The organism is Yoonia sp. TsM2_T14_4 (genome assembly GCF_049602355.1).
GTDB lineage: Bacteria > Pseudomonadota > Alphaproteobacteria > Rhodobacterales > Rhodobacteraceae > Yoonia > Yoonia vestfoldensis_A.
In genome coordinates, this window is the sequence record NZ_CP187137.1 from 2,600,636 (window position 1) to 2,615,911 (window position 15,276).

General features: G+C 61.5%; 16 protein-coding genes. 9 read left to right on the top strand and 7 right to left on the bottom strand.

Annotated features, from left to right (window positions below; genetic code table 11):
• The first annotated feature begins 177 nt into the window (after positions 1–177).
• A complete protein-coding gene (locus tag ACPF9B_RS12930) occupies positions 178–768 on the top strand; it encodes a hypothetical protein (RefSeq protein WP_424177873.1) in 591 nt (196 codons plus the stop codon).
• 47 nt (positions 769–815) lie between these two features.
• On the opposite strand, the gene ACPF9B_RS12935 is transcribed toward ACPF9B_RS12930, so the two are convergent.
• On the bottom strand, positions 816–1,463 hold the full coding sequence (locus ACPF9B_RS12935) for a peroxiredoxin (RefSeq protein WP_007206451.1): 648 nt from the start codon (positions 1,461–1,463) through the stop codon (positions 816–818).
• A 124-nt stretch (positions 1,464–1,587) separates the two neighbouring features.
• Here ACPF9B_RS12935 and ACPF9B_RS12940 point away from each other — a divergent pair, with 124 nt between their 5' ends.
• The 3 genes from ACPF9B_RS12940 to ACPF9B_RS12950 all read left to right on the top strand — a co-directional run bounded on the left by ACPF9B_RS12940 (position 1,588) and on the right by ACPF9B_RS12950 (position 4,650).
• A complete protein-coding gene (locus ACPF9B_RS12940; RefSeq protein WP_424177876.1) occupies positions 1,588–3,027 on the top strand; it encodes an aldehyde dehydrogenase family protein in 1,440 nt (479 codons plus the stop codon).
• Between the two features lie 95 nt (positions 3,028–3,122).
• Entirely contained in the window at positions 3,123–4,052 is a 930-nt protein-coding gene (locus ACPF9B_RS12945; protein ID WP_007206449.1) for a VOC family protein, read from the top strand.
• Position 4,053: 1 nt separating this feature from the next.
• Entirely contained in the window at positions 4,054–4,650 is a 597-nt protein-coding gene (locus ACPF9B_RS12950) for an alpha/beta hydrolase (protein ID WP_424177878.1), read from the top strand.
• Here the strand turns inward: ACPF9B_RS12950 and ACPF9B_RS12955 are convergent.
• Positions 4,647–5,291, bottom strand: coding sequence for a pseudouridine synthase (locus tag ACPF9B_RS12955; RefSeq protein ID WP_007206447.1), 645 nt, complete (start codon positions 5,289–5,291; stop codon positions 4,647–4,649). The two genes, ACPF9B_RS12950 and ACPF9B_RS12955, sit on opposite strands and share 4 nt — an antisense overlap.
• On the bottom strand, positions 5,288–5,941 hold the full coding sequence (locus ACPF9B_RS12960; protein ID WP_007206446.1) for a YggS family pyridoxal phosphate-dependent enzyme: 654 nt from the start codon (positions 5,939–5,941) through the stop codon (positions 5,288–5,290). Before ACPF9B_RS12960 ends, ACPF9B_RS12955 begins: the two co-directional genes overlap by 4 nt.
• A gap of 226 nt (positions 5,942–6,167) precedes the next feature.
• Here ACPF9B_RS12960 and ACPF9B_RS12965 point away from each other — a divergent pair, with 226 nt between their 5' ends.
• From ACPF9B_RS12965 to holA, 4 genes are all read left to right on the top strand, one after another.
• Positions 6,168–7,289: a porin gene (locus ACPF9B_RS12965; protein WP_424177881.1), complete on the top strand. Its 1,122-nt coding sequence runs from the start codon at positions 6,168–6,170 to the stop codon at positions 7,287–7,289.
• A gap of 143 nt (positions 7,290–7,432) precedes the next feature.
• Positions 7,433–9,964 (top strand): leucine--tRNA ligase, encoded by a 2,532-nt coding sequence (gene leuS, locus ACPF9B_RS12970; protein WP_424177883.1) that lies wholly within the window; start codon positions 7,433–7,435, stop codon positions 9,962–9,964.
• A complete protein-coding gene (lptE, locus tag ACPF9B_RS12975; RefSeq protein ID WP_424177885.1) occupies positions 9,954–10,439 on the top strand; it encodes an LPS assembly lipoprotein LptE in 486 nt (161 codons plus the stop codon). The genes leuS and lptE overlap by 11 nt, the downstream gene beginning before the upstream one ends.
• Complete coding sequence (gene holA, locus ACPF9B_RS12980) at positions 10,436–11,458, top strand: DNA polymerase III subunit delta (RefSeq protein WP_424177887.1); 1,023 nt, start codon at positions 10,436–10,438, stop codon at positions 11,456–11,458. The genes lptE and holA overlap by 4 nt, the downstream gene beginning before the upstream one ends.
• Before the next feature lie 61 nt (positions 11,459–11,519).
• On the opposite strand, the gene ACPF9B_RS12985 is transcribed toward holA, so the two are convergent.
• The gene (locus tag ACPF9B_RS12985; protein WP_131494598.1) at positions 11,520–11,723 is read right to left on the bottom strand and encodes a hypothetical protein; all 204 of its coding nucleotides are present in this window, start codon (positions 11,721–11,723) and stop codon (positions 11,520–11,522) included.
• A gap of 424 nt (positions 11,724–12,147) precedes the next feature.
• Here ACPF9B_RS12985 and ACPF9B_RS12990 point away from each other — a divergent pair, with 424 nt between their 5' ends.
• Positions 12,148–12,729: a glutathione S-transferase family protein gene (locus ACPF9B_RS12990; RefSeq protein ID WP_424177889.1), complete on the top strand. Its 582-nt coding sequence runs from the start codon at positions 12,148–12,150 to the stop codon at positions 12,727–12,729.
• On the opposite strand, the gene ACPF9B_RS12995 is transcribed toward ACPF9B_RS12990, so the two are convergent.
• Genes ACPF9B_RS12995 through ACPF9B_RS13005 form a run of 3 tightly spaced genes read right to left on the bottom strand, consistent with a single transcriptional unit; the run spans position 12,711 to position 15,240 of the window.
• Complete coding sequence (locus ACPF9B_RS12995) at positions 12,711–13,874, bottom strand: TIGR03862 family flavoprotein (protein ID WP_424177891.1); 1,164 nt, start codon at positions 13,872–13,874, stop codon at positions 12,711–12,713. The two genes, ACPF9B_RS12990 and ACPF9B_RS12995, sit on opposite strands and share 19 nt — an antisense overlap.
• A complete protein-coding gene (locus ACPF9B_RS13000; protein WP_007206436.1) occupies positions 13,871–14,485 on the bottom strand; it encodes an enoyl-CoA hydratase/isomerase family protein in 615 nt (204 codons plus the stop codon). Before ACPF9B_RS13000 ends, ACPF9B_RS12995 begins: the two co-directional genes overlap by 4 nt.
• Positions 14,482–15,240 carry an SDR family oxidoreductase gene (locus ACPF9B_RS13005; protein ID WP_424177893.1) on the bottom strand — a complete coding sequence of 253 codons (759 nt, stop codon included), beginning with the start codon at positions 15,238–15,240 and terminating at the stop codon, positions 14,482–14,484. The genes ACPF9B_RS13000 and ACPF9B_RS13005 overlap by 4 nt, the downstream gene beginning before the upstream one ends.
• Positions 15,241–15,276: the final 36 nt, after the last annotated feature.

Genomic DNA, 15,276 nt, shown 5'->3' on the forward strand with positions numbered 1-15,276 from the left:
TCTACGTTCTTTTGATGATGCGATCACAACACCCGGCCAATTGGTCGGGTGTTGTCTTTTGTAGGACAGATCGCCATGGCGCGCCCTGTCCGTGCGCCCTGCTAAGTATTCCTTAGTCGTTTTGAATCATATTGGTCGCTGACACGCCAAAACTGCTCAATTCAAAGGGAATCTACGATGATCCTTCGCTACCTGATCGCCATTGCCGTCTGCGCCATGGCAACAACCGCCACCGCACAGGACAGGGGCGCCGTTTCAGCCGGTCTTGGCGTCACCAGCTTCGGCTATACGCTGGAAGGGGCCTATCAGCTGCGGCCGACCCTTGGCCTGCGCGGCATGATCATGGGCGGGTTCAGTATCGACGACACATTCGATTATGAAGGGACCAGCGTAAACGGCACCGCCGATCTGGGCGGCGTCGCTGTTGTCGCGGATTATTATCCACTGGCAAATGCCTGGCGCATGTCCGGTGGCCTGTTCTTTTCCAACAGCGATGTCAGCGGTTCATTCACCGAAGGGGCTGTTACCTATGACGGCAAGCTGGTGTTCGAAAATGATGTCGCCCCGATGGTGACCACCGGGTTCCGTATCGGGATGGGGGCGGGATGGGGGCTGTCGGGCGATATCGGCGTGATCGTGTCGTCGCTGCAGGTATCGTCCAGCAACACCACCCCGACCGTGCAGACCGCTGTCCAAGACACCAACGCGGATCTGGCCGATGTGCCGGTGTTTCCCTTTGCAGGTTTCGCTGTCAGCTATGCGTACTGACGCCGCAGGCGCAAAGACCCCGGTGCTGCACCGGGGTCCTTGATTACTTATAACTTGGTCGTCCGCAGATAGGGGAACACTGTGGTAAAATCACCGAACTTGGCCTTTGCATCGTCATTGCTGACGGTGGCAGGGATGATCACATCATCGCCCACAGTCCAGTTGGCAGGCGTCGCCACACCGCGGCCAGTGGCCGTCTGCAAGCCATCCAATGCGCGCAGCACTTCGGCGAAGTTGCGCCCGACATTCATCGGATAGGTCATCGAAAGTTTCAGCTTTTTGTCCGGCCCGATGATGAACACGGCGCGCACCGTGGCGCTGTCGGCGGGGGTCCGCCCATCGGGCAGATAGGCGTCAGCGGGCAGCATATCAAAAGCCTTGGCCACGGTCAGGTCTTCGTCTGCGATAATCGGGAAACCGGCCTTGGCACCGGCAAAGGTTTCGATGTCGGTCTTCCATTTCTTGTGGTCTTCGACGCCATCGACGCTGATACCCATGACCTTGGTGCCGCGCTTGGCCCATTCATCGGCCAATTGCGCCACTGCGCCGAATTCGGTGGTGCAGACCGGCGTAAAATCCTTGGGGTGTGAAAACAAGATTGCCCAGCTGTCTCCGATCCAGTCGTGCAGCTTGATTGTGCCCTGATCGGTTTCAACCGTCAGGTCGGGGATAGTGTCGTTGATGCGCAGGCCCATCGGGATGCTCCTTCATTTTTCAGTTTACCGACCCTACATAGGAACGATCAGGCACTTGTGCCACAGCCGCTTGCGCCGGAGCGGGGCAGATGCCACACCTTTGCCAACGTGCAGGAGAGAAATCATGATCGAGAAACGCAATTTCTATATCGATGGCGCATGGGTGGCCCCCGCCAAATCCAGCGACCATGACGTGATCGACCCGTCAACCGAAGAGGTCTGCGCTATCATTTCTCTTGGTGATCACGCTGACACCAATGCCGCCGTCGCTGCCGCCAGCGCCGCCTTGCCCGCATGGTCGGCGACCGACCCCGCGAAACGCGCGGACTATGTCAGGGGCATTCTGGCCCAGTACGAGGCCCGTGCCGAGGAAATGGCGAAGGCGATAAGCCTGGAAATGGGCGCGCCCATCGACATGTCCCGCGCCGATCAAGCCCCCTGCCTGCCGTGGCATCTGGAAAACTTTCTGACCGCGTTCGACCATATCGAATGGATCAAACCGCTTGGCCCACATGCGCCCAACGACCGGATCGCGCTGGAACCCATCGGCGTTGTCGGGCTGATCACGCCGTGGAACTGGCCGATGAATCAGGTCACGCTCAAGGTGATCCCCGCGCTACTGGCGGGCTGTACCATCGTGCTGAAACCGTCCGAGGAATCGCCGCTGTCATCGCTGCTGTTTGCCGAATTCGTGCATGACGCGGGTGTGCCTGCGGGGGTGTTCAACCTTGTGAACGGTGACGGTATGGGTGTGGGCAGCCAATTGTCGCGGCACGAGGATGTCGCAATGATCAGCTTCACCGGATCGACCCGCGCGGGCAAGGCGATTTCGCTCGCCGCCGCGGAAACGCTCAAGCGGGTGACGCTGGAACTGGGCGGCAAGGGTGCAAACGTGATCTTTGCCGATGCCGATGACAAGGCGGTCAAGCGTGGCGTGATCCATTGCATGAACAATTCTGGCCAATCCTGCAACGCGCCGACACGGATGCTCGTTGAACGGTCGATCTATGATCAGGCGGTCGAAACCGCAGCCGAAATCGCCAATGGCATCGCCGTTGGCCCTGCCTCTGAACCTGGCCGCCATATCGGGCCTGTCGTCAACCGCCGCCAATGGGACCAAATCCAGACGATGATCCAGGTCGGCATCGACGAAGGTGCGCGGCTGGTCGCGGGTGGCCCCGGTCTGCCCGAGGGCATGAACCGTGGCTATTACGTCCGGCCCACCGTCTTTGCCGATGTGAACAACCAGATGCGCATCGCGCGCGAGGAAATCTTTGGCCCGGTCTTGTCCATCATCCCGTTTGATACCGAGGAAGAGGCGATCGCCATCGCCAATGACACCGCTTACGGCCTGACGAACTATGTCCAGTCGCAGGACGGCGCGCGCCGCAACCGCATGGCCCGCGCTCTCAAGGCAGGCATGATCGAGATGAACGGCAAGTCACGCGGGGCGGGTGCGCCATTCGGCGGGATGAAGATGTCTGGCCGCGCCCGTGAAGGCGGCGTCTGGGGTATCGAGGAATTTCTGGAGGTCAAGGCGATCTCTGGCTGGGCCGCAGAGTAAGCTCATGTGCGCGGGCGCACCGATCTGGTGCGCCTGCTGCTATTTAGTGCGTCGTGAAATCCGCTATCTATTCCCCAACGGATAGGAGAGCGATCATGATCAAACAAATCAAAGGGCTGCACCACGTCACATCGCTGGCCAGTGGCGCGCGCGAAAACAACGCATTTTTCACCAATGTTCTGGGCCTGCGCCGCGTCAAGCAGACGGTCAATTTCGACGCGCCGGATGTTTATCACCTCTATTACGGTGACGAGACCGGCAGCGCCGGCACCGTGATGACCTATTTCCCTTTTCCCAATGCCGGACGCGGACGCGCGGGCGCGGGTGAGGTCGGGCGCACCAGTTTCGCCATTCCCACCGGCACATCACAGGCCTGGCTGGACCGGCTGGCCACGTTTGAAACCGACGGGCTGGCGCAGGACATCCGCTTTGGCGAAAAACGCGTGCTGTTCAACGGCCCCGATGGCGACCTGTTTGCGCTGGTCGAACGCGACGACGGCCGCACACCGTGGACCGGCAATGGCGTGGCCGAGGATATTGCGATCCGCGGTTTCCATTCGACCGACATGCGCCTGCGCGATGGTGATGCCAGCGCGGAATTGCTCCGGTTCATGGGCTATGAAAAACTGGACAGTGAAAACAACGTCACCCGTTTCATCGTGCCGGGCGGCAATGACGCCAATGCCATCGACATCGAGGTGACGCCATCCGCACCCCGCGCCGCCCAAGGGGCGGGATCGGTCCACCACATCGCCTTTGCCGTGGACAACCGCGCGCGGCAGCTCGAGGTGCGCGAGGCGCTGCTCGATACCGGCTATCAGGTCACGCCTGTGATCGACCGCGACTATTTCTATGCGATCTATTTCCGCACACCCGGCGGGGTGCTGTTCGAGGTGGCGACGAACGAGCCGGGCTTTGCGCGCGACGAAGATACCGCGCATCTTGGTCAGGCGTTGCAACTGCCCAGCCAGCATGAACATCTGCGCGCGCAGCTGGAAAACCTGCTGGAACCGCTGGAAGGCTGACATGACCTATCACGCCAAACGCACCACGGGGACAGCGGGCGCGCCGCTGTTCCTGACTTTTCACGGCACCGGCGGGTCAGAAAGCCAGTTCCACGATTTCGCGGAACAGCTGATCCCCGGTGCGCATGTCACATCCCCGCGCGGGGACGTGTCCGAACACGGGGCAGCGCGGTATTTCAGGCGCACCGGCGAAGGCGTCTATGACATGGACGATCTGGCGTTGCGCAGCCGCGCCATGGCGGATTTCATCACCGCCGAAAAGGCCGCCACCAAACCGGCCCGCACCATCGGGCTGGGCTATTCCAACGGGGCGAATATACTTGCCGCGGTGGCGATGCTGGATGCGGGGCTGGTCGATGACCTGATCCTGATGCATCCGCTGATCCCCTTTGCCCTCGCCCCGCAACCGGGGCTGAAAGGGCGGCGTGTGCTGATCACTGCTGGTCAGAACGACCCGATCTGCCCGCCCGATCTGACCCATGCGCTGGCGGGGTATCTGATCGCGCAGGGGGCGGATGTGCAGGTGCATTGGCATGCAGGCGGCCACGGGATCGCGCAAAGCGAGGTGGCAGCGGTGCAGGATTTCCTGACCGTCTAGAACGGACAGGGGGCGGTGATGCGTATGCCCTGTCCGCCATCGGGATGGCGGAATTGCAACGTCTCGGAATGCAGCATCAGGCGCGGATGATCGCGCGCGGGGCCTGTCGCATAGAACGGATCGCCCAGAATCGGATGGCCCAGCGCCAGCATATGCACGCGCAACTGGTGCGACCGGCCGGTTTTCGGCATTAGCCGCACGCGGGTTTCACCGCCACCCACGCGCACCACGCGCCAATCGGTCACCGCCGCGCGGCCGTTTTCATGGTCCACCATCTGCAAGGGGCGGTTCGGCCAATCCACGATCAGCGGCAGATCGACGGTGCCGGTCTTGTCCGCCATTTCACCCCAGACGCGGGCGACATAGGTTTTCTTGGTCTGGCGGTTTTCGAATTGCAGGCCCAGATGGCGCTGTGCATGGGGGGTCATCGCAAAGATCATGACACCCGATGTGTCGCGGTCCAGGCGATGCACCAGCAAAGCATCGGGAAAGATGCGCTGCACCCGCGCGATCAGGCAATCGGTCAGGTCTTCGCCCTTGCCGGGAACCGACAACAGGCCGCTGGGTTTATCGACCAGCAGCACCTGATGATCGTGATGCAGAATCACCAACGGGTCTTGGGGTGGGGCGTAAACGCTCACCCCGCAACCCGTTCCCCGAAGATCGCGGCACCGATGCGCACATGGGTCGCGCCCAAGGCGATGGCGCTTTCGAAATCGCCGCTCATGCCCATCGACAGGCCCGTCAATCCGTTGCGCGCGGCCATCTTGGCCAGCAGCGCGAAATGTAGGCTGGGTTCTTCGTCCACGGGCGGGATGCACATCAGGCCCGCGATGGGCAGGTCCAGCGCGCGCGCCTCGGCCACGAAAGCATCGACATCGGCGGGCAGCACGCCTGCCTTTTGCGGTTCCTCGCCGGTGTTGACCTGCACGAACAGGTCAGGACATGCGCCGCTTTCCTGCGCCAGACGCGCCAGCACCTGCGCCAGTTTTGGCCGGTCGAGCGTGTGGATCGCCTGCGCCAGTTCAACGGCAGCCTTCGCCTTGTTGGTCTGCAACGGGCCGATCAAGTGCAAGGCGATGCCATCATAGGATTCGCGGAACATGGGCCATTTGCCTGCCGCTTCTTGCACCTTGTTTTCACCAAAGACTCGGTGGCCCTGATCCAGCACGGCGGCAACACGGGCGTTGGGTTGCACTTTGGACACAGCGATCAGCGTCACGTCCTGCAGGGGGCGACCGGCCTTGGCGCAAGCGGCGGCGATACGGTCCTGAATATCTGCCAGTGGCATGAAACGTCCTTCAAACAAGGGGGGCAAGGGTGGTGTGGCCCAGATAACGCCCTTTGACGGTGCTGTCATGGGTGCAAAAGATTGTGTGGCCTTGATGCATCATTTGGCAGCAAGACTGTTGTAACACGCCACTTTATCTTGAGTGTGAAGAGCGTTGGGCGCAATTAAGCGTCAATGCTAGAATATCTGGCATTCTTGAGAATGCAAAACACGAGGGAATTATCCAATGAAAAGCATCCTTCTTACAACAACTGCCCTGGTAGCCTTTGCTGGCGCCGCAGTTGCTGATGGACACACCGGCGTAAGCTTCTCCGGTACAGCCAACCTGGGCTACAACGACGAAGCCAACACCGCTGCTGGCGCTGACGACTACAATGGTTTCTATTTTGACACCACACTGACTGTCAAAGGCGCTACTGAGCTGGACAACGGCGTGACTGCAAGCGCGCAGTTCAACATCGACATCCAAGAAGATGGTCTGGGTTCAGATAACTCCGTCGCCGATGGCAACACCAACCTGAATGCTGACGATTTCGTGATGGCTCTGTCGACCGAAAGCGCAACATTGACATTCGGTGACACCGCAACTGCCGCTGGCAAAATGTGGGTTTCCGCTGGCGATATGGAATCCGACGGTTTCACAACTGCAGCATTCGATGCAACAGAAGCTGACGCAGTTCTGCGCGGCGACGTGACTATGGGCGACGTTTCGGCATCGGTTTCTTACGTCATCGTCACCACCGGTACTGAGCAAGAGCTTGACCAGCTGTCCTTCGGTGTGAAAGCTGCTGTCGCTGGTGTGACCATTGCTGCTGCTTACGAAGAAGAATCCACAAAGTTGACAGATGTTGACGATGCGAACAACGACGAGATCTTTGGTCTGTCGGTTGGCTTTGCTGCTGCTGGTGCAAACTTCACCGTTGCTTACGCAGAAGACGAAAACTCCAACTCGACTGGTGTGAAAGCTTCTATGCCAGTAGGCCCAGTGACCGTGACCGGTTACTATGTTGACGAAAGCGTTGGCGATGAAAACTACGGCATCAACGTCAAGTATTCTGCTGATGCCCTGACAGTCGCAGTCGACTACCAAGACGACCAAGGCACGACCAAAGTCGGCATCGACGGTTCGTATGACCTGGGCAACGGCCTGACCATTCTGGCCGGCGCATTCGACCAGGAAACACAAGGCACAGACACATACGTCGCAGCAGCCTATGACCTGGGTGGCGGCGCAGAACTGCTGGTGTCCTATGCTGATGCAGAAACCACCGATGCTCTGGCAGACGACGAAGTTGGCGGCCCAGACTACCAGGTCGGCACAACTGTTGCCGTGTCGTTCAAGTTCTAATCAGAACCCGCGACTTTCCTAAGCGAGAGCGGCCCTTTGGGGCCGCTCTTTGCGTTTGCGGGTATAGCCATCGTCGCCATGCCGGATTATGACGGGGCAACGCCTTTTTGCCCCCAAGTTTACCCCCGTGAAAGACCCCGATAATGACCCCCTATTCCCCCGCTGCAATCGAACCAAAATGGCAGGACATCTGGGCCAAGGGCCAGATCTTCACCGCCAACCGCAGCGCGGACAAACCCAAATATTATGTGCTGGAAATGTTCCCCTATCCGTCGGGGCGCATCCATATCGGACATGTGCGCAATTACACGATGGGCGATGTGATCGCGCGGTACAAGCTGGCGACCGGCCATAACGTGCTGCACCCGATGGGCTGGGACGCGTTCGGCATGCCCGCCGAAAACGCGGCAATGGCGTCGGGCGGCCACCCTAAGGACTGGACCTATCAGAACATCGCGGACATGCGCGCGCAGATGAAGCCGCTGGGCCTGTCCATTGATTGGACCCGCGAATTTGCCACCTGCGATCCCGAATATTACGGCCAGCAGCAGGCCCTGTTCATTGATTTCCTGTCCAAGGGGCTGATTTACCGCAAAAAGGCCGTGGTGAACTGGGACCCTGTCGATATGACCGTGCTGGCCAACGAACAGGTCATCGACGGCAAGGGCTGGCGGTCCGGTGCCGACGTCGAACGCCGCGAACTGGTGCAATGGTTCTTCAAGATTTCGGACTATTCCGAGGAATTGCTGGCGGCGATTGACGGGCTGGATAACTGGCCTGCCAAGGTGAAACTGATGCAGGCCAATTGGATCGGCAAATCGCGCGGGCTGCAATTCGCGTTTGACCGCACCGATGGCGGCCAGATCGAGGTTTACACCACCCGCCCCGACACTTTGCTGGGCGCGTCCTTTGTCGGCATCTCGCCCGACCATCCGCTGGCCAAGGAATTGGAAGCCAAGGACGCAAAGGTCGCCGCCTTCTGCGCCGAATGCCGCAAGGGTGGCACCACGGCCGAGGCCATCGAAAAGGCCGAAAAGCTGGGGCTGGATACCGGCCTGACGGTCAAGCACCCGATGGCAGGCCAGCCTGATCTGCCGGTCTATATCGCCAATTTCATCCTGATGGATTACGGCACAGGCGCGATTTTCGGCTGCCCCGCGCATGATCAGCGCGATTTCGATTTCGCCACCAAATACGGGTTGCCGATCATCGCCACGTTTCTGCCGGATGCGGATGCGCCTGCCGATCTGGCCACCGCCTATGTACCGCCCAAGACCGAAAAGGTATTCTATACCAAAGGCTTTGCAGGTGACGCATGGCAGACTGGCGAACAGGCCGTCGATGCCGCCATCGCCTATTGCGAATCCAACGGCATCGGCGGAGGTGTCACCAAATTCCGCCTGCGCGACTGGGGCCTGTCGCGCCAACGCTATTGGGGTTGCCCCATTCCCATCGTGCATTGCGATACCTGCGGTGCCGTACCGGAAAAGAAAGAAAACCTGCCGATTGAATTGCCCTATGACGTCACTTTCGACGTGCCGGGTAATCCGCTGGACCGCCACCCGACATGGCGCGACTGCGCCTGCCCTGCTTGCGGTGCGCCCGCCCTGCGCGAAACCGATACGATGGACACATTCGTCGATTCGTCATGGTATTTCGCCCGCTTCACCGCCCCCCATGCGCCGACGCCCACGAATATGGACGACGCGGCCTATTGGATGAACGTGGACCAGTATATCGGCGGCATCGAACATGCGATCCTGCACCTGCTTTACAGCCGGTTCTTTGCCCGCGCGATGCAGATCACCGGCCATCTGCCCGATACCGCGATTGAACCGTTCAACGCGCTGTTCACGCAAGGCATGGTGACGCATGAGATTTACATGACCCGCGATACTGCGGGCCGGCCTGTCTATCACTTTCCGCAGGACGTGAAGAACGGCAAACTGGCCGATGGCACGGTGGTCGAGGTGATCCCGTCCGCCAAGATGTCGAAATCCAAAAAGAACGTCGTCGATCCTGACGATATTCTGGCGCAATATGGCGCCGATACCGCGCGTTGGTTCGTTTTGTCCGACAGCCCGCCCGAACGTGATGTCGAATGGACGGCGTCGGGGGCGGATGCGACCTATAAGCACCTTGCCCGCGTTTACCGGATCGCCTCTGAAATCGCGGCGGCCCCTGATGCAACCGGCACCGGCGATGATGATCTGCTGCGCGCCATGCACCGCTGCATCCATGATGTGACGATGGGGCTGGAAACCTTTGGTTTCAACGCGGCGATTGCGAAACTTTACGCATTTACCAATACTTTGGGCAAATCCACGGCCGCGGCCGCGACCAAACGGCAGGCGGCGCTGGTGCTGGCACAGCTGATGTCCCCCATGACCCCGCATCTGGCCGAAGACATCTGGGCCAGCCTTGGCGGCGAAGGGCTAATCGCCACAGCACCTTGGCCGGTTGCCGACCCCGCGATGCTGGTGTCCGATACCGTGACCCTGCCGGTGCAGATCAACGGCAAACGCCGGACAGAGATTGTCGTGGCAGCCGATGCCAGCGCGCAAACGGTGGAAACCGCCGTGCTGGCACTGGATGTGGTGCAAAAGGCGCTGGACGGCGCTAGTGTAAAGAAATTGATCGTGGTGCCCGGACGGATTGTGAACATTGTTATCTAAGACCCCTTCCCGCCGCCTGTTGCTACTGGGCCTTATTGCCCTTGGCGGCTGCGGGTTTGCGCCGGTCTATGGTGATGACACGATCCTGCGCGGCCGGATCGCATTCGAGACACGCGACACCGTGCCGGGGTTCCGCCTGCGTGAAAGGCTGGAACAACGGCTTGGTGTCGCGGATGCGCCGCTCTATGTGCTGCGCGCGCAGATCACCGACCGGCGGCGCAGTCTGGCGATCACGACATCGGGGGACAACCAGCGTTTCAACGTGGTGGGCACCGTCACATGGGTCTTGACCCATGCCACGAGCGGCGAAACGCTTGCCAATGGCCGCCACGAAACCTTTACCAGCTATGCCGCCACCGGATCGACCACGGCAACCCAAGCCGCCGAGACCGACGCGACTGCCCGCCTGTCCGTGGCGCTGGCCGATATGATCGTCAGCAGCCTGTTGCTGCTGGCGCCGGACCTGCCGCGATGAAACTGGCGGGCGATGCCGCCGCCGGTTACCTGCGCAAGCCCGATCCGGCGCATGCGGGGTTGCTGATCTTTGGCGCCGATCCAATGCGCGTAGCGACCAAGCGCCAGCAGGCGATTGCCGCCCTTGTCGGCCCGCAAGGCGATGAGGAAATGCGTCTGACCCGCATCAATGCCGCAGACCTGCGCAAGGATGCCGCCCTTTTGGACGATGCGATCAAGGCGCAGGGGTTTTTTCCGGGTCATCGCGTCGCCTTTGTGGAGGATGCGACCGACACCCTGTCCAAACTGATCGAGGCAGCACTGACCGACTGGCGCCCGGGCGATGCGCAACTGGTCGTGACCGCAGGTCAGCTGACTGCCAAATCGGCCCTGCGCAAAGCGTTCGAAAGCCACCGCAACGCCATGGCCATCGGCATCTATGATGATCCACCCAGCATGTCCGACATCGCGCGCGCCTTGGCCGATGCAGGGCTGGACCAACCCGGCCGCGACGTGATGGACGCGCTGTTCGCGCTGGCGGGGACGCTGGAACCGGGCGATTTCCGGCAAACGGTGGACAAGGTCGGGCTGTACAAACAGGGCGATGCCACGCCTTTGACCATCGCAGATGTCATGGCCAATGCGCCCCAATCAGCCGAGGTTGATGTTGACGATGTGCTTGACGTGGTGACAGCGGGGCAGGTCGACCAGCTTGGGCCTGTGCTGCGCGGGTTATATGCCCAAGGGGTCACGCCGGTCACGCTATGCATCGGGGCGATGCGGCATTTCCGGCGGTTGCATGTTGTGGCGTCCGATCCGGGCGGGGCCAGCGCCGGTGTCGCGCGGTTGCGCCCGCCTGTCTATGGCCCCCGCCGCGACAAGATCGCGCGACAGGTCAGCCACTGGGGCCGCGACCGTCTGGAAAAGGCGCTGACCGCGCTGACGGATACCGATCTGCAACTGCGATCCGCGAGCACCGCGCCGCAGGCGGCGCTGATGGAACGCACGCTGATCCGCCTTGCGATGATGGCGCGGCGCTGACGCAAAAGGCAGACCCGAAGGTCTGCCTTTCGTGATACAACCGTTTGGCCGGCGTCAGAAATCAGTCAGCAGCAGCTGCGATCAGCAGGGCCGCCAGAACGCCGACAACGACGAAAGAAGGGTTGACGGACGAACCGGCTGGTGCTGGCTCTGCCATCACGACGACGGGAGCTTCCATCGTGGTTGGGGCAAGGCTGCCTGCATTTGCGGCGACGGCGGAAACGGCGATAACTGCGGATGCAGCGAGAGTAGTTGTAAGGCGCATGTCGGTCCTCCTATTGATGCACGGGTGGTGTGCCACGGCGTGGCTATCCACATTGTCCTCTTAAATCAGTCCATTTTGAGAAAACCAAGACTCTGTGCCAGGATCGCAAAAGCGCGGCTTGAAGACGGCCCAGATCGGGGGAAACCGCCTACACGCATCGGATGATCTGTTGGGACGGATTAACCCAATAAATACTGGTTGTTCCCGCTGTTGCCTGCTGGAATTTTGCTGGAAACAGGCCGCCCTATTGCGCCGGATGCAGCATTTGACCGGATTTTGTCCGCCAGAAAGGTGCCGGATTGCAACAGTCTGTCTGAAAAAATGCAACACTGCCTGCCCTGAACAAATGCCACCAAACCGGCAAATTGCCTTGCAAAGCCCCGCGTGACGCCGCCTTATGCCGCAAAAGCAGGGGGGAGACAGCATGTATAAGGTTATTGGTCCGAAAAAGTCGCGCGCCTTAAGGGTGCTTTGGGCGCTGGAGGAATTGGGCGCGCCTTACGACCACATGCCCGACATGCCGGGGTCGGATGCTGTCAAGGCGCTGAACCCGTCCGGCAAGGTGCCTGTGCTGATCGCGGATGGCGCGACGCTGACGGATTCCACCGCGATTATGACCTATCTGGCCGACCGCCACGGTGCCTTGATCCCGGCCCCTGGCACCACCCAGCGCGCGCATCACGACGCGCTGATGCATACTGTGCTGGACGAAATGGACGCGATCCTGTGGATGGCGGCAAAACACAGTTTCATTCTGCCAGAGGCCCAGCGCCAGCCCGCGATCAAGGACAGTTTGCGCTGGGAATGGGCGCGCAGCCTTGACCGTCTGGCCCCGCGCATCGCGGGCGATTGCCTGATGGGGGATGAATTCACGATTGCGGATATCCTGTGCGCCCATTGCCTGAATTGGGGCATGGCGATCAAGTTCGACATTACCCCAGAACCCGTGCTGGCCTATCAGCAGCGCATGCGCGACCGCCCCGCGTTTCAGCGGCTTTTGGCGTAAGCCGCAGCCGCTAGCCCTGCCTGTCGCCCTGTCGCCATGCTGGCGCTGATCAGATAGCCGCCTGTCGGCGCTTCCCAATCCAGCATTTCACCGGCGCAGAACACGCCGGGGCGGGCGCGCAGCATCAGGTCATCGGTCAGCGCATCCAGCCGCACGCCGCCCGCTGTGGAGATCGCCTCGTCCAGCGGGCGGGGGCCTGCGTGCAAGACACGCAGCGCCTTGATCAGCGGGGCGAGGTCATCTGGATAGGGCAGCCCGAATTCCGCCAGCAGGGCAAGGCGCACGGGGTCCAGCCGCAGCACCTTGCGTAGGTGGTTGGTGACGCTCGCCTTGCCGCGCGGTTTCGCCAACGCGCGGCGCACCTGCGCCAGCGTCCAGTCGGGCAAAAGGTCCATGACCAGCGGCGCACCTTCGCGCATCGCGCGCGACAGCGCATAGATGCCGCCGCCTTCGACCCCGCGGGCAGAGATGATGCATTCACCCCGCGTCGTGACCGCCCCTGCCATCATTGCCACAGCCTTGACCGGCGCGCCAAGGTGGCGTGCCATATGCGGCGACCAGTCCACCATGAACCCCATATTCGCAGGCGCAAAGGGGGCCGTGACATCGGGCAGATGCCGCATCCAAGCGCCGTCCGACCCCAGCCGCGCCCAACTGCCCCCGCCCAGCGCCAGCACGACCGCCTTGGCGCTGATCATCTGCGCGCCTGCGGGCGTGTCAAAGGCCAGCGCATCGCCTTGCCAGCCTTGCCACCGCCAGCGGGTTTGCACGGTCACGCCTGCATTCCCCAACCGCGCCAGCCATGCGCGCAGCAAGGGCGAGGCTTTCATCGCCTTGGGAAACACCCGGCCTGTCGATCCGGTGAACAGGGGCTGGTCCAGTCCTTCTGCCCAGCGCATCACGGCCTGCGGGCCAAAATCGGCCAGAATGGCGCGTAAATTGTCGGGCAAGAGGCCAAAAGCGGCCAGATATGCAGGCATATCTTCGTTCTTGGTCAGGTTCAGGCCGGATTTGCCCGCCATCAGAAACTTGCGCCCGACCGACGGCATCGCGTCCGCGATTGTGACGGACATGCCTTGCGCGGCGGCCATTTCTGCCGCCATCAGACCGGCCGGGCCTGCGCCGATCACGATCAGGTCGGTCATGCGGGGTCGATCATCCGCTTGATGGCGGTCACATGGGCGGGGGCAGCCGCGCAGACATCCACTCCCAGATCATGGGCGGTCTGCACCAGCGCATCATCCGGTACGATCCGGTCGATCAGGCCCCAGCCAAGCGCGGTGTCTGCGTCGATTTTTTGGCCCGCCATCAGGATCATTTTGGCCCGCGCAGGCCCGACCAGCCGCGCCAGCCGCATCGGATCGGACGGTTGCGGCAGAAAGCCCAGTTTCATCACCGGATAGAAAAATCGCGCCCCCGCCACCGCGATCCGCAGATCGCAGGCCAGCACCATGCCCAGCGCCCCGCCCGCCGCCGTGCCGTTCAAGGCAGCGATGGTCAGCCCACGGCAGGCCGCAATGGCACCCGACAGCCGTTCCCAGACCGGATCGGTCGCAAGCCCTGCGCGGGCGGCGTCCAGATCGGCACCGGCGCTGAACACGCGGCCCGTGCCGGTCAGGATCAGCAGCTTTGCATCGCGCGCACCATCGGCAATATCGGCCAGTTCTGTCAGCATGGCGGGCGTCAGCGCACCCGCCTTGTCGGGCCGGTCGATCGTGACGATCAGGCTGTCAGCGTCCCTATCTGTGCGGATCATGTCAGACCCACCATCTTGCGAATAGCAGGCTCGCGCAGGCTGACGTCCTGTCCCAGATAGGGGTCGGCCTGATCCGTACACATCCAGACCAGCGCCTTGGCGGGCCATTCGGGCGGGATATGCACCGACCAATCCAGCTGGCTGACAGGGCTGACGCCTGATTCCTTGATGTCGCGCTGCATTTTCGTGGCAACGGTGCCGGGCGACAGGCCCATGATCCGCAGCCCCTGGGCGCGGCATTCCAGATCGGCGGTGCGGGTCAGCATGTAGGCACCCGCCTTGGACGCGCAATAGGCGGTCCAGCCATGCACCGGATTATGCGCCGCCCCAGAGGATATATTCAGGATCGTGCCATGCCCCTGTGCGATCATGCCGGGCAAAACCGCGCGCATCCCGTACATCACCCCCTTGAGGTTGATATCCACCGTGCGCGCCCATGCTTCGGGGTCAAGATCGGCGAAATAGCCCATCGGATCAACAACACCGGCATTGTTGATCAACACATCCAGCCCGCCGAATGTCTGGGCCGTGGCGGCAACAGCTTGTTCGACCTCGTTATACCGCGACACGTCGCAGGGAATCGCCAGCGCCTTTTCCCCGATCTCGCCTGCAATTTGGGCGATATCGTCAATGCTGCGCGCAATCAGGGCGACATTCGCGCCACAAGCGGCAAATTCCCGCGCAGCAGCCTCGCCGATGCCACGGCTGGCCCCCGTGATGAGCACGGTTTTGCCCATCATATCGAACTTTTTCACATCAATCCCTTTCGGTCTGGCCTGCGGATGGGTAAC